This is a genomic window from Aminobacter sp. P4_H6_2 (assembly GCF_056400805.1).
The window spans coordinates 1-18738 of sequence record NZ_JBFUKO010000045.1; the positions used below are offsets into that span (position 1 = coordinate 1).

Genomic DNA, 18738 nt, shown 5'->3' on the forward strand with positions numbered 1-18738 from the left:
TGCTGGTCCTTGAAGATGCCGGAGCCGCTCACCGACGCCCGTTGCACCCCGCTTCCGGCCAGAAGCTCGCGCCAGCGTCCCGCAGACTCCGCATCGGTGATGTCGACAGTCTCGCTGTTGAAGGCGATGCGCTTGGAGCGCAGGCCCGCAACCGTGACAAAGCTGCCCAGACCGTTGCTGTCGATCTTGAGCAGAAGGTCCTTGCCCTTCTGTGCGACCATGAATTGGCCTCCTGAAATGTCTTGAGAATGATGTTGCGGGCGATGCGCCTGTCAGGCAGCTTTTGGCTCGGTCACCGCGCGAAAGCGCAGCAGCCCGTGGTGCAGCGAAAGCCTGTCGTCGAAACATGCCTCGGAGAATTCGAGCCGCATGCTGACCAGATGCTGCGTCCCCAAGTTTAGGGTCGCATCGTCGAGCAGCGTACGCACGATCTCCATGATCTCGAGCGCCTCGCGCTTGCCTTGGGATTTTGACCAGACATGGACCGAAAACAGCTGTTCGGTGCCGCTCTCGGTGTCCGTGCTCCAGTCATAGACACTCGTTCGGCCGAACGTCAGGTAGGGAAAGACTACATTGGCCGGCGCCTGGTCGTGGATCTTCGGGCCGCCCAGAAGCGTCACCAGCGGCGCATTGCCGCGAAGTGCCGCAAACACCGCCTTCTGCAACTCAGCGGCCGGGGCGGTCATCGTCTCGCTCCCTCATCCTGCGCGGATTTACCTGCCTCGGCGGCGGCGCAGCTGACACCTCAGCAACGTCGCCACGGTAACCCTGTTCGACATCTTCCGCCAGTTCATGCGCCTTCCAGCGCAGCGCCCGCTTCAGCCCGTCGAGTGTCAACTTCATCGTCACATTCATGCGCCTTCCTCCCTTGTGCGACAAACGAGATAGCGCTGCGTTTCATCCGGATCGTGGACAGTAATGATGTCCAGCACACGCTGGTTCCGGCGCAGGCGCATCCCGCTTTTCAGCCCGGCCCGCCATCGCATGGTGACGCGATGCGTCGCCGTTTCAAGCGTCTGGTCGGCGCCAAACACACTTTGCGCCGACACCGGTTCGACCAAGGCAAACAGTGTCGCCAGTTCGACCCAGCTTTGTGTATGGCCGCCAAGGGCGTCCGGCGTCGTCACGCATTCTTCCAGCGCAAGTTCGCTGCGCAGCGCGCCAGGATCGATGAAGCTCATGCGCATCAGAGCCTCCGTGCGCGATAGCCGGAAAGCAGGCGATCATAACCACCGGGATAAGACACCGGCTGGTCCTCCGGACCGAAGCTCGTGCGAAACTCGTACCAATGCGCCACAAGCAGCAGCATCGCCCGCTTCAGCAGGTCGGGCACATCYGTGCCCGCCTCGCCAAAGCCGGCGCGAAAGTCGATCTCTACGCCGTTCATCGCGCGCAGCCGCCCCGGCGCGCTGTCGAAATGGATGCGTGCGGGTCGCGAAAGGGTATCCAGCTGGTAAGCAGCCGGATTGACGATAGACGCCGCACCCTCGCTGCCGAAAATCGTCGCCGAAAGCACCTGCCGCACCGGATGCCGCACCAGCATCACGAAATTGTCGGTCGGCCAGCAGTCGAGCACCAGCCGCCAGGTCTGGTCGATCAATGCCATGCCCGTCGTGCGCTCGACATCCTCGCGCGCGGCGCGGATCAGGCCGCTTAGCAGCCCGTCTTCGCTCGTATGGGTGATGCGCAGATGCGCCTTGGCATCGACCAGCGTCACGGGCTCCAACGCCGGCGCGCCGGTTCTGATCAGGGTCATTCATCACCTGTGTCTGGATGGAAAAGGAGCGGCCCCGGTGGGAGGAACCCCGGGGCCGCGACGGCACTGAGCGGCGAACGGGCGCGAGGCCCGTTCACGCCGGCTTACGCGGTGCCGTATTTGAGCAGCTTGATCGCGCTGAAGTCCTGGACCCCGCCGCCAACACGCTTGGTCGTGTAGAAAAGCACGTAGGGCTTGGCGGAATAGGGATCGCGCAGCACCCGCACGCCGGTGCGGTCAACGACGAGGTAGCCACGGCCGAAATCGCCGAAGGCGATCGGAGTCGCGTTGGGTGCTGCATCCGGCATGTCTTCGGCTTCGACTAGCGGGAAGCCCATCAGCATCGCGCGCTGGCCAGGTGCCGAAGGTGGCTGCCAGAGATAATTGCCGTCGGCGTCCTTGAGCTTGCGGATCGACGCCTGGGTCTTGCGGTTCATCACCCAGTTGGCGTTCTGCCGGTATCCGGCCTTCACCGTGTAGACGGTGTCGATCAAGATGTCCGATGGGCTCGATGCAGGCAATGCGCCCGAGACGCCAGTCACTACATAGCCGATGTCGCCCCAGGCCCAGCTCGCCTCGGCCACCTTGTTGTAGTCGAGGAAGCCCTTGGGCTTGTTGACGCCGTTGCCATTGACGAAGGCCGTGCCTTCCTGCTCGGCAAAGGCCGTCTCGACCTCGGAGGCGATCCACTGGTCGAGATCAACGATGCTGTCTTCGAGCAGCGAGGCCGTGGCCGCCGGCATGGCGTAGAGTTCCATCGTCGGAAACTGCAGCTCCGCCAGGACAGGCGTCGCAGTCTGCGGTCGCGTCGCCGTCTCCGCCACCCACCCGACGGCCGGGCCAGTGACGGTGAAAGGCTTTTTCAGCACGGCGGCTGACACCTGGCGCACCGAAGCGATCGAACGCAGCGGCGACAATGTCGACAGCCGGCGCCCGATTTCGGTTTCCGTCTCGCTCGGCACCAGATAGCCGCCGTCCTGACCGGAGCCATAAGACATGGCCTTGGTGTCGAGCGAGCGCAGCTGGCGGTCGTCGCCGCTGCGCATATAGGCGTCGAAGGCGTCCATGTGCTCGCTTGGCATCGAACGGCCGTCGCGTCCAAGTGCCGGCCGCAGCCGCTTCAGCGACAGGCCGTCGAGCGTTCTCTTCTGCTCGTCAAGCGCACGTGAGATGCGGTCGACCTTATCGGAGGTCACTACATCGGCGCCAAGCTTGCCTTCCAGCTGCGCCAGGCGTTCGTCGTTGCTGTCCTTGAAGGCTTCGAAGGTGGTCATGAACTCGCCGAAGGCATCCTTCAGGTCGAGTGTATCGCCAGCCGCTCCCTTTATTTCGGGTGCGCGCGGCGCGTGGGTCTCATTCATACGCTGCTTCCTTTTTGCTTGATCATGCGCGTGGCCTGCCTGATACGTTCGGCAAGGCCGCTCTCTGATCCCCATGCGGCGTCCCGCTTGCGCACGAGGCTGGCGAAACCCTCGGCGATGACCGCCCGGGCGTCGCTCCTGGTCAGCCCAGCGTCCCGCGTGAGCCAACCTTCGAATTGTCTGGTTGTCGGCAGTCGGCCGCGCCCCTTGACCGTGTCGATGCGCGCTTCAGGCAGCATCGGAAAGGTGACGATCGAGATTTCCCAGAGATCGGCCTCAAGGATGTGGCGCACCCCGCTTGCCTGCTCCTTGCGCGCTTTCACGGCGCGGAAACCAATCGAAAGGCCGTCGAGCGCGCCGCCACGCAAAAGATTATGCACGTCACGGGCGCGGGCAACGTCTTTTGCCAGCCTGCCGCGCACGAACAGGCCGCGGTTGTCCTCCTTCAATTCCGTCCAGGTGCCAATCGGCTGGTTGGGATCGTGCTGGAAAAGCATGCGAATGCCGGCAGCACCCCGTGTCCGCAGCGATTTGGCAAACGCCCCGCGCTCAACCACATCCTTGCCGAGATCGATCCGCCCAAACAGGCTGGCATAACCCGAGAAGGTGCCGTCGACAGCAACCTCGTCGAGCACCAGGTCGACGAATTTCCGTTCGCCATTCCGCGTCGCTGCCTCATGCATCATGAGCGCCACTCCTCTTGCGTCTTTGGTCGATCCAGCGGCCGATGCGGTTGCCTTCAAAGGCGCGCATGACGAAGCCGAGCGCCCACCACGCACAAAGGCTTGCGGCCGCTGCCCCCATCATCGTCATCTCGGTTGGGCTGATCAGCTCTTCGATGCCGAGTTCGGCGGCGATCTTCAGGCCAACGGTGCCCCCGAACACCAGCCCGCAAACAACGCCCACCGAGAAGCGGACAGCGGCCTCTCGTCGTCCTTGCGGCAGGATGTAAGCGAGCGAGATCGCCGAGCCGGCAATCGCACCCGCGCCCTTGGCCAACCACAGCCAGCCGGGGTCGGATATGTACGTCATGGCTCTTCGGTCCTGTATTTGGGATTGTTCAGCCGCGCGGCGGGTAGCCCACGGCCTCGCGCTTTTCATCGTCGCTCAGGAAGTTGGCCGCTTCGACCCTGGCCCAAAGCGCGTCGCGCTCCCCGGCAAGCCCCTCGACCTGGTCGGCGTCGTACCAAAGCCGCAAGCCGTCGCCGAAAGCCGGCGCCAGCCAGGCCGAAAGCTCCCTCGCCGTCCTGGCCACCAGCGGCAGGACAGTCAGGCGATAGAAGGCGCGGTTCGCCTCCTGATAGTTCGCGTAGGTATTGTCGCCTGGAATACCGAGCAGCATCGGCGGCACGCCAAAGGCGAGTGCTATGTCGCGGCTCGCCGAATGCTTGGCCTCGATGAAATCCATGTCCTTGGGCGTCAGCCCCATCGCTTTCCAGTCGAGCCCGCCCTCGAGCAGCAGCGGCCGGCCGGCGCGCGTCGTTCCCGAATAGCCATCTTCGAGTTCAGCCTTCAGCCGGTCGAACTGTTCGTCGCTCAGATTGCCGCCGTCCTTGGGTGCATAGACCAAGGCACCGGAGGGCCGCGCCGAGTTGTCGAGCAGCGCCTTGTTCCAGCGCCCCGCCGCATTGTGCGTATCGAGCGCGATGAGTGCGGCTTCGAGCGGTGGGAATCCGTAGTGATCGTCGAGTGGATGGAAGAGTGTCAGATGCGCCGCACCGCCCTGTTCGCTCAGGCCGAGGCCGATACGACGGCGCGCACTGCCCTCGCGATATTCAAGCGCCGTCGGCCAACCGCTCGCATCAGCTGCCACAGCGACCCTGTCAGGCCGCAGCAGGTGCAGCTCGCGCGCTCCACCGCCCGCCTCGACCAGCTCGACATAGGCATTGCCCGAAAGCAGCAGGTGCCCGTACAGCGCTTCCATGAAGCTGCCGCCGGCCTGCCGCTCATTCGGCCGCTCGAACAGCTTCAGCAAGCCGTGGTCGTCCAGTTCGCTGGCGCCCTCATAGAACAGCCAGGGAATGGCCGACGCCGTCTCCGAGATCAGGCGCACCGAGCGATGCACGATCGGGTTGCGCATGAAACCTTCGCGCGCAAGTCCCGCATAATCGCGCCGCGTCCAGCGCGCCTCGCCCTGCGCATGGATGGCGACAAAGCCAGTCGGCCCGCCGCTTTTGCGTTCAGGCACGGTGCTGCCCCTCCCAGTCCGCCAGGACCAAGGCCAATTCAAAGCCATATCGTTTCCTGTTCAGAGAAAATCGCGGATTCGCGGTTCGGTCGACCAGTCCGGCATCAGTTCGCCGATTGCCCAGACCAGCGCATCGACGCGATCGGGAGAACGGCCATTCGACAACCCATTCGGGCCGAAATCTCACATCTCGTCTTCAAGCGCGGAAAAGCGCCCGGCATGTCGAACTTTGCCCTGTGCATAGAGTGCGGCAATCGGCTCGGCGCGCAGCCATTTCGACCGCCGCGCCCACACTGCCTTGACCGGCACCGCCGGATCGACAGTGCGGATTACCGCCGTCACCATCTCGCCGCCCTGATTGGTCTCGGCAACAATGCTGTCGGCTTCCAGGCGGTGAAACAGCCTGACCGCCGTGCCAGCCCAATCCTGCGGTTTCGCCGCTTGGACCGTCGCATCGGCTAGGACCACCGCCCTGCCCGCGCCATCGAGTCCGACCGCAACAATGCCGCACGCATCAGAAGTTTTCCGCGAACTCGCCGGCGGATCGACCGCCACCACGATACGGCGCAAGTCGCTCGCTTCCGCGACCAGGGCTGCCTCGAGCATATCGCGCGACCACAAGGCATCGTCGCGATCCTCGATCAGTTCGCCGTCCAGTTCCTGCCGGCCCAGCACGCTGCCGCCATAACGACTGCGGATCGCCCCCAGAAAGCCGGGCGCGAGGTTCGCGCTGTTTTCGTCCGACCGCATGCGTGTCACCACAACCTCCGGGTCGGCCAGCAGCCGCTTCAACAGCGGCACCGGTCGTGGTGTCGTGGTGATGATCTGCCTCGGCCTGTCRCCAAGCCTGAGCCCGAACTGCAGCATGTCGAAACAGGCCTCGGCATGTTTCCACTTCGCCAGTTCATCGCACCACGCCGCCTGAAACTGCGGCCCGCGCAGACTGTCGGGGTTTTCGGAGGAAAAAATCTGCGCTACGGCGCCACTGTCCCAGACCAGCCTTTTGCGGCTCGGTTCGAAACGCGGCCTGTCGTGACGCGAAATCGTTGCGATCCCGGACGGCCCTTCGATCATCACCTCGCGCACATCGGCCAAAGTCTCGCCGACCAGCGCAATTGGAGAATGCGGCCGACTCGCAAAGGGCGAAAGCCCTCGCACCATGGAGTTGACCCATTCGGCCCCCAGCCGCGTCTTGCCCGCACCGCGTCCGCCGACCACCAGCCATGTCGCCGGCTCTGCTTCGAGCAGATACTGAGCAATACGGGCTGACCAAAACCACTCCTTGGCGGTCAGCTCACCTTGGCGAACAGTCAGGTTCTTGCGCGCCCAGCACTCGTGCATAGTCTCGAGCAAGCTCGACGATGCGTCGGTCGATCCTTGCAAGCACGTCCGCCATTTCTGCATCTCTGTTCGTCTGGCTCACCTTGGCTGCATCGCCTCCCCGCATCAGTTCGCTGATCTTTTCGACCGTCCTGACGATCGAGCCGACCATGGCGACCTGGGCCTTGTCGAGACCGCCTTCGTTTTCCAGCCGAAGTGTTTCGACCTGCCCGACAAGGGAATCGGCCAGCCGCGCCAGCCGATCGTCGAAATCGCCCGCAATCGGGCTCGCCCAGCCATCCCGCAGGATGCGTCTGTCGATCGAAGACACCGCATAACCGCTCGCTGCCGATAGCAGCGCGGCATCGACCGCCGCACCTTCAAATAGCGCGCGCAGTGCCAGCCATCGCTCGTCCGCTTTCGCGACCAACGAAACCTCCATAACAATGTTTTGGGAAACTGCCTGTCGGTGCAGCCGGTTTGGCTACACTATCTTTGACGATAGCCAGACACTACCAAAGCACCGTCACGTTGTCAAGAATATATTCCTATACTGGCGCATTTTTCGTAATCCCCCAGCTGTGTCCAACTGCCTCTTGTCGTACCGGCAAAAATCGGTGACAAGTCAGGCATGGGCCGAGGGACGCGCGCCCTGAATTCGCCAGCAAAAGTATTTTGGTATAAGCTGCAGCACGCCCGGGCTCGTCTCGAATGGAAAATCCCACCGAACCACGCAAGAAGAGAGGCCGTATCGCGGCTGGCCTGCTGGCCATCGACGCATGGCTCGACTCCACGCTCTACGAACTGCGTTTCAGGGCGCAACAGTTCTGGGAAAGCGCCACGATCTTCTTCCGCCGCTTTCGCGTCAAAGGCTGGCGCCGCGGCGTCATTGAGGTGTTGAGCGAGTCATTCACCATGGCGGCCGGCGGCTCGGTCGTCATGCTCGCGCTCGCCATGCCGGCTTTCCAGGAGACTACCGGCAACTGGCGCAATCAGGACGACTTCGCCGTCACCTTCCTTGATCGTTACGGCAATGAGATCGGCCAGCGCGGCATCATCCAGCGAGACTCGGTGCCTGTCGACGAGATGCCCGACCACCTCATCAAGGCGGTGCTGGCAACCGAAGACCGCCGCTTCTTCGAGCACTACGGCATCGATTTCTTCGGCCTGGTCCGCGCCATGTCGGAAAACATGCGCGCCAATTCCGTCGTTCAAGGCGGTTCGAGCATCACCCAGCAGCTCGCCAAAAACCTGTTCCTCACCAATGAGCGCACCGTCGAACGCAAGGTCAAGGAAGCGTTCCTGTCGCTCTGGCTCGAATCGAACCTGTCCAAGAAGGAAATCCTGCAGCTCTACCTCGACCGCGCCTATATGGGCGGCGGCACATTCGGTATTGCGGCGGCCGCCGATTTCTACTTCGGCAAGCAGGTCAAGGATCTCAACCTCGCTGAGGCGGCGATGCTCGCCGGCTTGTTCAAGGCGCCGACCAAATACGCCCCTCACATTAACCTTCCTGCTGCGCGCGCTCGCGCAAACGTCGTGCTCAGCAACCTTGTCCAGGCGGGTTTCATGACGGAAGGCCAGGTGCTGTCAGCACGGCTGCACCCCGCCGACATCGTTGATCGCGGCGATCGCAAGAGCCCCGACTATTTCCTCGATTGGGCCTTCGACGAGGTCAAGAAGATCGCCGCGAAGTCAGGCATCCACTCGCTGGTCGCCCGCACGACGATCGACATGAACATCCAAAAGGCAGCCGAGGAGTCGGTCGAATTCCACCTGCGCCAGTTCGGCAAGGAATTCAACGTCACCGAAGGCGCTGTCGTCGTCATCGAGACCAATGGAGCGGTTCGCGCCATCGTTGGTGGCCGCGACTACGGCGCAAGTCAGTTCAACCGTGCCACCAGGGCACAGCGCCAGACCGGCTCGTCGTTCAAGCCTTATGTCTACGCAACCGCCATGGAGAACGGCTTCACACCGGATTCGATCATTTCCGACGGTCCGATCAGCTGGGGCACGTGGTCGCCGAAAAACTACACGCGCGGCTACTCCGGCCGCATGACGCTGACGACCGCGCTGGTCAAGTCGATCAACACTGTGCCGGTGCGGCTTGCCAAGGATCACCTTTCCATTCCACCAATCAAGGCGATGACCGAGGCGATGGGCGTCGAATCTCCTGTCAGCGCCCACAAGACCATGGTGCTTGGCACGTCGGGCCTGACCGTCATGGATCAGGCGACCGGCTACAGCGTGCTGGCGCAGGACGGCATGGTCGGCACGCGCCACGGCATCACCCAGCTCGTCACCCATTCAGGCCAGCTCGTTTACGACTACAGCAAGGACGCGCCGCCGCCGCACCGCGTGCTGTCCGAGCAGGCAGTCGTGTCGATGAACTCGATCATGGTGCAGATTCCCGAGGTCGGCACGGCACGCAAGGCTGCCCTCCCCAACATCCGGTCCGCCGGCAAGACCGGCACCACCCAATCCTACCGCGACGCCTGGTACATCGGCTACACCGGCAACTACACGGCCGCAGTCTGGCTTGGAAACGACGACTTCTCGCCAACCAACAAGATGACCGGCGGTTCGCTACCGGCGATGATCTGGCAGCGTTTCATGGTCTATGCCCACCAGAACATCGACCTGAAGCCCATTCCGGGCATCAAGAACCCATTCGTCGACCCGGCCGCGATCGCCAAGGCCAAGGAGGCCGAAAAGAACGGGGGGCAGCCGGCGGTGGCCGATACATCCGATCGTCCTCCTGTCTTATCGAGCACCACCACGCGCGCGCTGCGCGACATCGCGGATTTCTTCCACAACGCACCTGCCATCGAGCCGCCACCCGAGCCCGAAACGCTTTCGGCGCTGTGACGTTGCGAGAAGCCTGCCAACAACAGGCCCCGCACCGGTTGCAGCCGTTCCCGACTTGCCTTCCAGTCACATGGCGGGATATTCCTCCGCCAACTCCATCCTGCGGCGGCTCATGCTGAAACAATCGCTCCTGATAGCTCTCGCCCTTGCCGTCGCGGTCGGCGGTGGTGCTGCAAGCGTAGGCATGGTGCTCAATTCGCAAGAGGGCATCGGCGCCGTATCGGTCGGCCCCTGGACCGCCTTCCCCGACATCGGCACGCCGGATGCCGATCCCTACTCCAAGGCGCGTGTGGCACGTGACGGCGTTCTCGCGCTTGGCCGTGCGGAAGGTCTCAGTTTTGTCGCAGATCGCGACTCCAGCGGCGTCACGTTGAAGAGTGAATGCAATTATCGCGTCGAAGGATCGCTGCCGGTCGCACGGTTCTGGACGCTCTACGCCACTGACAGGGCCCACACGGCGCTCAAATCGGGGATGCGCCGCGACTCGGCATTGCATTCGCTGGAAGTTCTGCGCCAGCCTGACAATTCCATCGAGATTTCGGTCGGCGAACGGCCCGAGCCAGGCAATTGGCTCGCGGTTACCGGTGTCGGCGCCATGAACTTGGTGCTGACGCTTTACGATACCCCCATCGCCAGCAGCACCGGCCTGTCCGGCATTGAAATGCCGCGCATCGTCAGGGTCCAGTGCAATGCGTAGGCTGTTTCACACACTGGCCATCGGACTGATCGGCGCAGGCATCGCCCACATCGTCATTCTGCTGCTCGTGCCCAGCTTTTCCGAGCGTGATGCGTGGTCTCGCCTTGCGATGGTCGCAGGTCCCAACAAGGTCGTCCGCCTCGACAAGGACGTCGGTGGAGCGCCAGTGGTGAAGTCGCTCGATCCGTCGTTCTACGAAGCCGCTTGCCGCTTCGATCTCACCGAAGGCGTCGTGCGCATCGATAACGCCGGCAAGGTTCCCTACTGGTCAGCCTCGGTCTATGACCGTAGCGGGCAAAACATCTACAGCTTCAACGACCGCACCGCGACCGACCGAAGCCTCGATTTCGTCGTGCTTACCCCAGCGCAGATGATCGACTTGCGCAAGGAATTGCCGCCGGAGTTCGAAAAATCGATCTTCGTGGAAACGCCGATCGACGAGGGTATCGTCGTCGTCCGCGTCTTTGTTCCCGACGATAGCTGGAAGCCGATCGTCTCCCGCTTCCTCGACGGCATCAACTGCGAAATCCAATAAGGCGCAAAATCGTCTGGATATGGCGTTCAGTGCCGCGGCAGCGGATCCTTCCGACGAGGCGCGACACTGCGTTGCGTGCGACCGCCAGATACCGAAGCCGAACCCGACATGCGCTCGTAGCGCACGCCTGGGAAGATGATGATTGATGCCGTCGTGTCCGGTGCACTTGGGGACCGGTGGCTAGCCGCACGACGCGGCATGAATGACACAATGCTGCCCATGTTGGCGATTCCCTCTCGGTTCAACCGGAGTAAGCACGCAACGCCTCCAAAAGCCGATAAGGCCAGCAGAGAGGTTAACAGTCCGTTACTGCCATGCCTTTGAATCAATTCCCGTGCGATGCGTTTGACACTCGCATTTTTAAACAGGCGACGTGAAAGGTCCGTGAGCGTTTCGCCAATATCGGCCTCACCTACAAAATTCTTTTGGATCGTTCTATCTGACCGGAGTCCCAGGCTCGCCCAGCGGACCAGGGTTGAGACAGAGAGAAACGTCGTAACCTTTTGTTAATCAACGCATTTCTTAACGGCAAAGTTAACAGTCCGCTAACAAATCAGCGCTAAGTTTATCTTCATCTTCGGGACATCCAGGACGGACACAGCAGTGCCCGACCGCTTCCGAGACAGTGTCGAATTGTGTCAGGCGTAACCGTTCGTGTCAGCATCGGACTTCAGGCAAATCGCCATCGGACGCGAAAACGGAAAGCCCGAGCGGCTGTTCCGGGCCGCCGTCTCTGCGTTTTGCGCCCTGCCCCGCCCCTCACGCCGCGAAATCGCACAACTTGAAGATCTGACGCTGCCGCTGTTCGACAAGGTGTCGGTGGAARCCCGCCGTTTTGTCGCGGCCGCCCTTTCCGAGAGCGAATATGCGCCGCCCGGCCTGGTTCGCCGCCTTTGCGACCAGAGCGTCGATATCGCCGCACCGCTGCTGATCCGTTCCCCCGTTTTGTCCGATGTCGCGCTTATTGCGCTGATCGGGCGCCACGGCCTGCCGCATGCGCGCGCGATCGCCCGGCGCCCAAATCTCAACACGACCATCGCCGACCTGATCAGGGTGCTCGAACGCCCGCGCTTGGTTCACCCCGAAACCACCGCACAGGAACAGATACCGGCAGCTACCGAAAGCAGTCCGGCCCTCACCTCGGCACCAGATGTGTCCAGCGCCCCCGGTCCCGGCCAACTCGCCGAAAGTGTCCGTCGCYGGCTGCGCTCGATGATGGCGCCCAATTACCCACATCAGTCTGGATCGAGCGAGGGTTTGCCCCACGCAAGCGCTTACGACAAGCTCAAGACAACCGCCCTTACAGGCAATAGCGCGTTCTTCCAGACAGCCCTTGCGGATGCGCTGGAAATCGATTTCCAGACGGCCCGTTCGATCACCGAAAAGTCCGGCTACTCCTCGCTCATCGACGCGCTCAAGGCACTGGATTTGCCGGAAGAACAGGCGTTCCTCCTCGCCGCCACGACCTTCCCGGGCCAGTTTGCCCATGCCGAGGCCATCAGGCTGTTTCTTGAACGCTACCGCCTGCTGCATCGCGATGTAGCGCTTGATCGCGTGCGCGACTGGAAGGCAGCCTCCGTCGGCGCCCGCATCCGCAGCAACGCCGAACGTCTTCGGCCACAACCGAAGGCTGACGGGTCCCTCAGGGCGTCGTAAGCGAAACCAGATCCTTGATCTCGGTCTTGCCAGGTTCGATTTCCACCACCCAGATATCAGGATCGAAGCGACGCTCGCGCTCAAGCCGCTTGTCGATTGCGGTGCCGTCATCATCGCTTTCAAGCAGGGAGAACTGGCGTTCGTCTGGCCGCGCCATGTCGTAGCTCGTCTGGGGTGCCGGCCCATAAAGGTTCGAGCGGCCAAAACGATCGCGAGTCAAAATGAAGACCGCGCCTGCCTCCAGCGCGCCCCGGTTGAGAATGGCACCAAAGCCCCCTTCGCCGAAGACCCGCCGCAAAAGGGCCGATACCCAAAAATCCGTGGTTAAGCGCATCTGTCCGGCCCAATCGCAAATTCGATCCGGCCTCTATAGCGGCCTACAGGCAAGACGCACAGGCCATTCGGCCCGGGTCCTTCCGTCAGTTGGTCAGGCCGATCTCGCGCATCTTGACGTAGACCGCCGGGTCAGGCTCGCCCGTTTGCGGCAGGCCGAACAAGGACTGGAACTCGCGGATTGCCGCCTTGGTCCTGCCGCCAGGAACGCCATCGATCTCGATGCCGTCATTGCCGAAGGCCTTCAGCCCAGCCTGGATCTTCATGATCCGGGCGCTGACGCCTGCCTCACTCGTCGGTTCGGTACGAGCGGGTAGCGGAGTTGCTTCGACACGCGGCGCCGGCGTAGGAGCTGGTGTTGCCTGCACGCGTGGTGTCGGCTTGGGAGCTATGCCCGCGGTCGTTTCAGCAGCGCCGAGTTGTTCGAGCAGCGAAGGATCGATCTCGCCGGTAGCGGCCAGGCCGACTTTCTTTTGATAGGCCTGGATGGCGATGCGCGTGGCAGGTCCGTTGAGCCCGTCAACCGTGCCGTCGTAAAAAGCCAAGTCTTTCAGGATGCTCTGGACCTGTTCGATCCGCGGATCGCCTTGCGGCCGAACAACTTCAGCCTGCGGTCGCTCGATCTTGATCGTGGTCTCCGGCGCATTCTCTTTCATATCCGGAAATTCAGCCGCTTCGCGGGTCGAGAAGAACGCGCCTTTGTGGGCATAGGGCTGGTACCACAGCGCGTTAGCCGAGACGTAAAACAGCGCCACCAGAAAGGCTGTCGAGCCGCCGACAAGGATAGGATTGCGCGCGATCAGTCCGCCAAGCGCCAGTGCACCCTCTTGCAGGGGGCTGCGGTCATCGACGACGACCTGCTTCCTAGCTTGCTTTGCGGAGCGAGCCATTGCGCATCTCCTTGTTCCTGCTCGCAGGCAGCCGCATCACTTCGCCCTTCGTCGGCTCGGGGCGGAAGGCCGGGCCTTCGATCGGCAGGCTGATGGTAACAGTGGTTCCCTCGCCCGGCGCGCTCTCGATCGACATCGTGCCGTCGTGCAATGCGACCAGTCCCTTGACCAGCGAAAGCCCCAGGCCCGTGCCTTCGAAGCGGCGGGTGTAGTCGTTCTGGACCTGCATGAAGGGCGTGCCCAACCGTGGCAAATCCTCCTGGGCGATGCCGATGCCGGTATCAGACACCCAGAAATGCAGGCGCGAGCCAAGCCGCTTGGCGCCGATCTCGACCCTGCCGCCCTCGGGCGTGAATTTCAGCGCATTGGACACCAGGTTGATCAGGATCTGCTGCACCGCGCGCCGGTCGGCCTTGACCTCGCCCGTACCGGCAGCCACTTCGATAGCCAGGTCGAGCGCTTYCGCCTCAGCCTGCAGCGCCAGCATCGAGGCGCACATGTCGACGGCCTCGCGGAACCTGAATGGCTCCGGATTGATCGCATAGCAGCCCGACTCGATCTTGGTGACATCGAGGATCGAGTTCACGACTTCAAGCAGGTGCTGGCCGGAATCACGGACGATGCCGACATATTCCTTCTGGCGCGGCTCCTGGAAGCCGCCGAACATCTCGTGCAGCAGCATGTCGGAGAATCCGATGATCGCGTTCAGCGGCGTCCGCAGCTCGTGGCTCACGGCGGCGAGGAAATTGCTCTTGGCAAGCTCCGCGCTCTTCACCGCATCAGCTGCCTTGGCCAGTTCGTCGCGCAGGTCGGCAACCGTGTCGTTGTCGCGGATGATCACAACAAACGATTGGCCTTCGCCCTTCATCATCTCAAGCGCAAACGGCCGGAAATTGTCGCCGGCGTCGCTTTCGTTCTGCCTTGGCAGGCGCAGGCGCAGTTCGACCTGACGCAGTTCGGCGCCGTCGCGCATGTCGGCCAGTGCACAGAGATAGCCAACACGATCGGCAACATGGATTCGGTCGAAAAGTGCGCTGCCCAGCAAAAGCTCAGGCTGCAGCCGCAGCATGGTCCGCGCCTGGTCGGAGACATCGGTCACGTCGCCATTATGCGCAACGCGCAGTACCACTGCCTTGAGCACACTTTCCAACGCATTGGTCGGAGCGACATCGTGCTCGACACGACGATCCAGAAACGCACTGGCACGAACTGCAAAGGTTGCGAGCCAGGCTACGGGCAGCAGCCAGTGCCAGGCCGACACCGCAGCACCTTCGGCAAATGGCATCGAGCCAAGAAAACCTTGTGACAGCAGAGCAGCAACGGCCGCGACTGCGCCAAACATTGCCGCCTTGCGTGTGCGCCAGACCCACAGCGCTTCGAGCGGCAGCGAAGCAACCAGCAACGTAGCCGGCGAGGTCACCCCACCCGCAGCAGCTATGATAGCTGCGATTGCGGCTATTCCGGCAACCAGCGATGCCATGCCAATCTGAGTGGCCTTGCCCGTGGCGGCAACCAGGAGCGCTGCAAGCCAACTCAGGCTGAAGGCGGCGAAAATGACGGCAAAGGTGGATGCTGCGCCGAGCTTGGCCGAAACCAGAACCACGCCCGCCCCGGCAACGAGAAAGGGAGCCGCCAGCAACAAGCCGACAAGGCGGCGTTGCTGCGACCGCACGGAGCCATCGATCGACGGATGGACCAACCGGTCGCAGCCGGCGGCCACCGCACCGGAAAACTCACCGTATCTGGTCATGACAAAACTCAACGCTACGCACTCTTCCGTGGCTCGCTTGCGGGCTCTTTTGTGGTTGTCCCCAAACTCGCACCGAGCCTTTAATGAAGGAATAAAGCAGGGCGACCGAAACCCGGCCGCATGGCGAATATCGGGATCACAACGCCGACATTCGAGAACAGTTGTCGCCATGGTAAACGGAGGGTTATTTGCCGACTTGGGGTCCGCGAATCTGGCCAGGACTCGCCCTCACGAAATTTCGCAATTTAAATCAATTGCTTAGGAGTCGTATGAGAGATTGCCTGCACGAACGCGCCCGCAAGCTGGGCCAGTCCGTTAAACTTTGGTGAAAAGCCTTCGCAAAATACCACCTTTCGCAGCAAGCGCTCCTTTGCTCCTTCATGCCATTGTCGACCCAACAAATTGCATGGCAGCTGGAGACAAACCGGCCCGCCAGACCACAAGAGGCATCCCATGGGCTTTCTCATCAGAACCGCATTCTGGTTCTCGCTCGTCCTGCTGCTGCTGCCGCTCGGCACCGGCCCCAATGGCGAAAACAGCGTGAGCCCGCTGCAGGCGATCTTTGCCGCGCGCGAGGCCGTCGGTGACATCGCCGGCATCTGCGAGCGCAAGCCCGAGGTTTGCGAGACGGGCAAGGCAGCAATGCAGACCATCGGTGTCAGGGCACGCGAAAGCGCCCGCATCGCCTATGAGGCGCTCGACCAGCAGTTTGGACAACCCGACACCGCCACCCAGACAGGCAGCGTGCCGGCAACGGACGACGAACCGGCCATCAAAGCCCCTGCTCCTACAAACTAAACTCCATTTGGCCGATGCTTACGGCCACCGTAGGTCGCCCGCCTCCGGCATCTCAGGTACTTTTCTTTTTTCGTGACGGGCGGCCGCGCTGCCACTATATCCAAAGCATCATGACGACCTCGATCGACACCATCCGCGACGACTTCACATTCCTGGACGAGTGGGAGGACCGCTATCGCTATGTCATCGAGCTCGGCGAAGCGCTTCCACCTTTCCCCGAGAGCGCTCAAACCGATGCCAACAAGGTACAGGGCTGCGTCAGCCAGGTCTGGCTGGTGACCCATCAGGGCGACGGAGCCGATCCGGTCATCCGGTTCGAGGGCTATTCCGATGCCCATATCGTGCGTGGGCTGGTTGCCATCATGCTCGCGCTGTTTTCCGGTCATCGTGCCAGTGAGATCATGGCTATCGACGCCGAAGCGACCCTGAAGACACTTGGCCTCAACGAACACCTGTCGCCGCAGCGTGCCAACGGCCTGCGCTCGATGGTCAAGCGCATCAAACGCGACGCCGAGGCAGCACAGCGCCAGATCGCCTGAGCCACCTCAGCCCAGTTTCGGGCGATAATCTTCCGCTCCCCAATGCAGGACCTTGCGCCCGCGATTCATGCCGGCGCCCGGATTATAGTGGCGCGCCAACACCCCGAGTGCCGATTTGAGCACGATCTTCGCCGAGCGCACCGGCCAGCAACGCTCTGCCTCCACCAACTCCAGGCCCTTGAGAAAACAGCAGACGTCGATCAGCACGCCTGAAAGCTCCGGCCCAACAGCATCGATCGCCATGTCGACCCGCTGGCGCGCAGCAAGGGCCGCGTCGGTCAGATCGACCAGCCCGCCGCCAGCACCGCGCTTGCCTGACGACACACTCGCCACCCAATTTGCGCCCATGCGCGGCATGATCTGGCCGCGCGTGTAGTCGGAGCGCAACCGTTCGCCGGCTGCAAATTCGCTCCGGCTCAGAAACGGCTCGCCCGCCTTGGTCTTGCGCCGGACGAGTTGGCTCAGCGGCGATTCCGACAGGTTGATCAGAGCCGCATGCTGCCCCGCCACGGTATCGACAATGATCGTTTCCAGCTCGCGGTGCTGCCCTTGGAATGGGTCGGCCGCTCTCGCCTGGCGCCGAGCAGCCGCCCTGCCTTCCGGCGACAGCTGCACCGTTCGGGAACGGCGGCTAACAAGGCCCTCGCGGGCAAGTGCCGCGAGAACATTTGCGTCGACGGCGATCCGCTCGGCCCTGTCATTTTCGAGCAACACCTTGCCGCCGCCTGCGGCAGGCTCGCACTCGGCGGAGCCCTTGGCCAAAAGCGTGAGCACGCGCTTCCGCAGCTTTTCATCAACCAGATCATTGCTCATGTCAGCGCTCCAGCCTGTCGCGAAACGCCGCGATCGCCACCCGCTCTGCAAGGGCCACGATCCGGTCGAAGTCGGCATCGTCGCGCAGATCTTCGACGGTATGGCAGGCATAAAGCACCGTCGTGCGGTCGCGTCCGAAACCCCGGCCAACCTCGCTCATGGTAAAGCGGAACACGACATGGGCGACATACATCGCAATCTGCCGGAGACGGCTGATGTCGTTGCCCGTTCGGCCAAGCCGGCGCAGTTCCTTGCTCGGAACGCCAAATAGCGCGGCCATCAGATCGATCATCGCATCGCAGCGCTCGACCACCTCGTCGCGACGCATTTCGGCAAGGAGCTCGAGCGACGAGCGCTCGTCCCTCGCCGCAGCTTCGCGCGCCTCGTTCTGCCGCTTCACCAATAGTGCCGATGTGGATCCCACCAAACTCGTCCCCCACCAAAGATAGGAATAAGTTCTTATACCGTGACCCGGCAGGGTGTGAACAAAAAATGAACACGGAGAAGGGGATCAAAAATTCAACACATTGGAATCATTCGAATTTTTATTTTTCTTCGCTAAAGTTTCGCTGCAGTTTCTCCCCACCCTGAAAACCGCCCGCATGATTGCCTGATCAGAGTCACAGCAGGCAGGTCGCGATGCGGGATTTTTCAGGTGAAATTGCAGCTTTCAAGAGAGACAAGCTCACTGAATTCACAGATGCCAGGCAAAGAGCTTCCTTGCAGCTTTGCTGCGGGATCGAGCTTTCGAATGCATTGTCCGGAGAGCCAACACCGACATTGGCGCTACTCAAGCGTCTCGAGCGCGCGATCGAGCGCGAGCGGCTCAGAGGCGTCAATCGCCATTGGAGCTACGATCTCAACCGCCACATCGCGCTCAAGCAAGTACGAGACCGGCTGAAGGGCGTGTTTCCCAATGGGCCGGGACGCTTGTCGCTCCGGCCGCGCCGAAACCGGCCAAAACGCAAAGCGGCGCCCGAAGGCGCCGCAGGCTGAATGTATTTCGAAGTGCCGTTACTTGGCCTTGCGCTTGCGTCCCAGGCCCATCTTCTTGGCGAGCTGCGAGCGCGCAGCCGCGTAGTTGGGTGCCACCATCGGATAGCTGGCATCAAGGCCCCACTTCTCGCGATACTGGTCTGGCGTCAAATTGTAGTGCGTCATCAGGTGACGCTTGAGGGATTTGAACTTTTTACCATCTTCAAGGCAGATGATGTAGTCGTCGTGCACCGAGCGC

23 protein-coding genes and 1 pseudogene are annotated in these 18738 nt (G+C 62.2%); 7 read left to right on the forward strand and 17 right to left on the reverse strand.

The window, feature by feature from the left end; translation table 11 throughout:
- The 11 genes and pseudogenes from AC1DUU_RS06060 to AC1DUU_RS06110 form a co-directional block, all read right to left on the reverse strand.
- Positions 1 to 221 (reverse strand): phage major tail protein, TP901-1 family (locus AC1DUU_RS06060; RefSeq protein WP_476782518.1); only part of this gene is annotated, 221 nt, incomplete at its 3' end.
- 51 nt (positions 222 to 272) lie between these two features.
- Complete coding sequence (locus tag AC1DUU_RS06065) at positions 273 to 686, reverse strand: DUF3168 domain-containing protein (protein ID WP_476782519.1); 414 nt, start codon at positions 684 to 686, stop codon at positions 273 to 275.
- A complete protein-coding gene (locus AC1DUU_RS06070; RefSeq protein WP_476782520.1) occupies positions 667 to 843 on the reverse strand; it encodes a hypothetical protein in 177 nt (58 codons plus the stop codon). The genes AC1DUU_RS06065 and AC1DUU_RS06070 overlap by 20 nt, the downstream gene beginning before the upstream one ends.
- Positions 844 to 851: 8 nt before the next feature.
- On the reverse strand, positions 852 to 1181 hold the full coding sequence (locus tag AC1DUU_RS06075) for a phage head closure protein (RefSeq protein ID WP_476782521.1): 330 nt from the start codon (positions 1179 to 1181) through the stop codon (positions 852 to 854).
- A gap of 5 nt (positions 1182 to 1186) precedes the next feature.
- The gene (locus AC1DUU_RS06080; protein ID WP_476782522.1) at positions 1187 to 1756 is read right to left on the reverse strand and encodes a head-tail connector protein; all 570 of its coding nucleotides are present in this window, start codon (positions 1754 to 1756) and stop codon (positions 1187 to 1189) included.
- A gap of 104 nt (positions 1757 to 1860) precedes the next feature.
- On the reverse strand, positions 1861 to 3117 hold the full coding sequence (locus AC1DUU_RS06085; RefSeq protein ID WP_476782523.1) for a phage major capsid protein: 1257 nt from the start codon (positions 3115 to 3117) through the stop codon (positions 1861 to 1863).
- The gene (locus tag AC1DUU_RS06090; protein ID WP_476782540.1) at positions 3114 to 3800 is read right to left on the reverse strand and encodes an HK97 family phage prohead protease; all 687 of its coding nucleotides are present in this window, start codon (positions 3798 to 3800) and stop codon (positions 3114 to 3116) included. Before AC1DUU_RS06090 ends, AC1DUU_RS06085 begins: the two co-directional genes overlap by 4 nt.
- Positions 3793 to 4149 (reverse strand): DUF6107 family protein, encoded by a 357-nt coding sequence (locus tag AC1DUU_RS06095; protein WP_476782524.1) that lies wholly within the window; start codon positions 4147 to 4149, stop codon positions 3793 to 3795. Before AC1DUU_RS06095 ends, AC1DUU_RS06090 begins: the two co-directional genes overlap by 8 nt.
- 28 nt (positions 4150 to 4177) lie before the next feature.
- Positions 4178 to 5353 (reverse strand): phage portal protein, encoded by a 1176-nt coding sequence (locus tag AC1DUU_RS06100; protein ID WP_476782525.1) that lies wholly within the window; start codon positions 5351 to 5353, stop codon positions 4178 to 4180.
- Between the two features lie 12 nt (positions 5354 to 5365).
- A pseudogene (locus tag AC1DUU_RS06105) lies at positions 5366 to 6646 on the reverse strand (DNA-packaging protein).
- Positions 6600 to 7055, reverse strand: a complete 456-nt coding sequence (locus AC1DUU_RS06110) for a hypothetical protein (protein ID WP_476782526.1) — start codon at positions 7053 to 7055, stop codon at positions 6600 to 6602. Before AC1DUU_RS06110 ends, AC1DUU_RS06105 begins: the two are co-directional and overlap by 47 nt.
- Before the next feature lie 281 nt (positions 7056 to 7336).
- Here AC1DUU_RS06110 and AC1DUU_RS06115 point away from each other — a divergent pair, with 281 nt between their 5' ends.
- The 4 genes from AC1DUU_RS06115 to AC1DUU_RS06130 all read left to right on the forward strand — a co-directional run bounded on the left by AC1DUU_RS06115 (position 7337) and on the right by AC1DUU_RS06130 (position 12381).
- Positions 7337 to 9493 (forward strand): transglycosylase domain-containing protein, encoded by a 2157-nt coding sequence (locus AC1DUU_RS06115; protein WP_476782527.1) that lies wholly within the window; start codon positions 7337 to 7339, stop codon positions 9491 to 9493.
- Positions 9494 to 9605: 112 nt separating this feature from the next.
- On the forward strand, positions 9606 to 10190 hold the full coding sequence (locus AC1DUU_RS06120) for a DUF1214 domain-containing protein (RefSeq protein WP_476782528.1): 585 nt from the start codon (positions 9606 to 9608) through the stop codon (positions 10188 to 10190).
- Positions 10183 to 10725 (forward strand): DUF1254 domain-containing protein, encoded by a 543-nt coding sequence (locus tag AC1DUU_RS06125; RefSeq protein ID WP_476782529.1) that lies wholly within the window; start codon positions 10183 to 10185, stop codon positions 10723 to 10725. Before AC1DUU_RS06120 ends, AC1DUU_RS06125 begins: the two co-directional genes overlap by 8 nt.
- Before the next feature lie 654 nt (positions 10726 to 11379).
- Positions 11380 to 12381 (forward strand): DUF2336 domain-containing protein, encoded by a 1002-nt coding sequence (locus AC1DUU_RS06130; RefSeq protein WP_476782530.1) that lies wholly within the window; start codon positions 11380 to 11382, stop codon positions 12379 to 12381.
- Here the strand turns inward: AC1DUU_RS06130 and AC1DUU_RS06135 are convergent.
- The 3 genes from AC1DUU_RS06135 to AC1DUU_RS06145 all read right to left on the reverse strand — a co-directional run bounded on the left by AC1DUU_RS06135 (position 12368) and on the right by AC1DUU_RS06145 (position 15354).
- Positions 12368 to 12715 carry a DUF1491 family protein gene (locus tag AC1DUU_RS06135; protein ID WP_476782531.1) on the reverse strand — a complete coding sequence of 116 codons (348 nt, stop codon included), beginning with the start codon at positions 12713 to 12715 and terminating at the stop codon, positions 12368 to 12370. The genes AC1DUU_RS06130 and AC1DUU_RS06135 overlap by 14 nt on opposite strands.
- 85 nt (positions 12716 to 12800) lie before the next feature.
- On the reverse strand, positions 12801 to 13604 hold the full coding sequence (locus tag AC1DUU_RS06140) for a peptidoglycan-binding domain-containing protein (RefSeq protein WP_476782532.1): 804 nt from the start codon (positions 13602 to 13604) through the stop codon (positions 12801 to 12803).
- Positions 13579 to 15354, reverse strand: coding sequence for a sensor histidine kinase (locus tag AC1DUU_RS06145; RefSeq protein ID WP_476782533.1), 1776 nt, complete (start codon positions 15352 to 15354; stop codon positions 13579 to 13581). Before AC1DUU_RS06145 ends, AC1DUU_RS06140 begins: the two co-directional genes overlap by 26 nt.
- Positions 15355 to 15807: 453 nt before the next feature.
- Here AC1DUU_RS06145 and AC1DUU_RS06150 point away from each other — a divergent pair, with 453 nt between their 5' ends.
- Both AC1DUU_RS06150 and AC1DUU_RS06155 read left to right on the forward strand, forming a co-directional pair.
- Positions 15808 to 16152: a DUF5330 domain-containing protein gene (locus tag AC1DUU_RS06150; RefSeq protein ID WP_476782534.1), complete on the forward strand. Its 345-nt coding sequence runs from the start codon at positions 15808 to 15810 to the stop codon at positions 16150 to 16152.
- Positions 16153 to 16262: 110 nt separating this feature from the next.
- The gene (locus AC1DUU_RS06155) at positions 16263 to 16691 is read left to right on the forward strand and encodes a SufE family protein (RefSeq protein ID WP_476782535.1); all 429 of its coding nucleotides are present in this window, start codon (positions 16263 to 16265) and stop codon (positions 16689 to 16691) included.
- 6 nt (positions 16692 to 16697) lie between these two features.
- Here the strand turns inward: AC1DUU_RS06155 and AC1DUU_RS06160 are convergent, their stop codons facing one another.
- Entirely contained in the window at positions 16698 to 17504 is an 807-nt protein-coding gene (locus AC1DUU_RS06160; RefSeq protein WP_476782536.1) for a DUF6456 domain-containing protein, read from the reverse strand.
- Between the two features lies 1 nt (position 17505).
- A complete protein-coding gene (locus AC1DUU_RS06165) occupies positions 17506 to 17928 on the reverse strand; it encodes a helix-turn-helix domain-containing protein (protein ID WP_476782537.1) in 423 nt (140 codons plus the stop codon).
- A 356-nt stretch (positions 17929 to 18284) separates the two neighbouring features.
- Here AC1DUU_RS06165 and AC1DUU_RS06170 point away from each other — a divergent pair, with 356 nt between their 5' ends.
- The gene (locus tag AC1DUU_RS06170; protein WP_476782538.1) at positions 18285 to 18500 is read left to right on the forward strand and encodes a hypothetical protein; all 216 of its coding nucleotides are present in this window, start codon (positions 18285 to 18287) and stop codon (positions 18498 to 18500) included.
- Positions 18501 to 18518: 18 nt separating this feature from the next.
- Here the strand turns inward: AC1DUU_RS06170 and AC1DUU_RS06175 are convergent.
- Positions 18519 to 18738, reverse strand: a 220-nt coding sequence (locus AC1DUU_RS06175; RefSeq protein ID WP_476782539.1) for a Ros/MucR family transcriptional regulator, incomplete at its 5' end; no start/stop codon positions are given.

Excerpts from the sequence above, each read along its gene's own strand:
- AC1DUU_RS06065 (WP_476782519.1), bottom strand. The coding sequence starts at position 686 with ATGACCGCCCCGGCCGCTGAGTTGCAGAAGGCGGTGTTTGCGGCACTT.
- AC1DUU_RS06070 (WP_476782520.1), bottom strand. The coding sequence starts at position 843 with ATGAAGTTGACACTCGACGGGCTGAAGCGGGCGCTGCGCTGGAAGGCG.
- AC1DUU_RS06075 (WP_476782521.1), bottom strand. The coding sequence starts at position 1,181 with ATGAGCTTCATCGATCCTGGCGCGCTGCGCAGCGAACTTGCGCTGGAA.
- AC1DUU_RS06085 (WP_476782523.1), bottom strand. The coding sequence starts at position 3,117 with ATGAATGAGACCCACGCGCCGCGCGCACCCGAAATAAAGGGAGCGGCT.
- AC1DUU_RS06090 (WP_476782540.1), bottom strand. The coding sequence starts at position 3,800 with ATGCATGAGGCAGCGACGCGGAATGGCGAACGGAAATTCGTCGACCTG.
- AC1DUU_RS06095 (WP_476782524.1), bottom strand. The coding sequence starts at position 4,149 with ATGACGTACATATCCGACCCCGGCTGGCTGTGGTTGGCCAAGGGCGCG.
- AC1DUU_RS06100 (WP_476782525.1), bottom strand. The coding sequence starts at position 5,353 with ATGGCTTTGAATTGGCCTTGGTCCTGGCGGACTGGGAGGGGCAGCACC.
- AC1DUU_RS06115 (WP_476782527.1), top strand. The coding sequence starts at position 7,337 with ATGGAAAATCCCACCGAACCACGCAAGAAGAGAGGCCGTATCGCGGCT.
- AC1DUU_RS06120 (WP_476782528.1), top strand. The coding sequence starts at position 9,606 with ATGCTGAAACAATCGCTCCTGATAGCTCTCGCCCTTGCCGTCGCGGTC.
- AC1DUU_RS06125 (WP_476782529.1), top strand. The coding sequence starts at position 10,183 with ATGCGTAGGCTGTTTCACACACTGGCCATCGGACTGATCGGCGCAGGC.
- AC1DUU_RS06135 (WP_476782531.1), bottom strand. The coding sequence starts at position 12,715 with ATGCGCTTAACCACGGATTTTTGGGTATCGGCCCTTTTGCGGCGGGTC.
- AC1DUU_RS06140 (WP_476782532.1), bottom strand. The coding sequence starts at position 13,604 with ATGGCTCGCTCCGCAAAGCAAGCTAGGAAGCAGGTCGTCGTCGATGAC.
- AC1DUU_RS06150 (WP_476782534.1), top strand. The coding sequence starts at position 15,808 with ATGGGCTTTCTCATCAGAACCGCATTCTGGTTCTCGCTCGTCCTGCTG.
- AC1DUU_RS06155 (WP_476782535.1), top strand. The coding sequence starts at position 16,263 with ATGACGACCTCGATCGACACCATCCGCGACGACTTCACATTCCTGGAC.
- AC1DUU_RS06160 (WP_476782536.1), bottom strand. The coding sequence starts at position 17,504 with ATGAGCAATGATCTGGTTGATGAAAAGCTGCGGAAGCGCGTGCTCACG.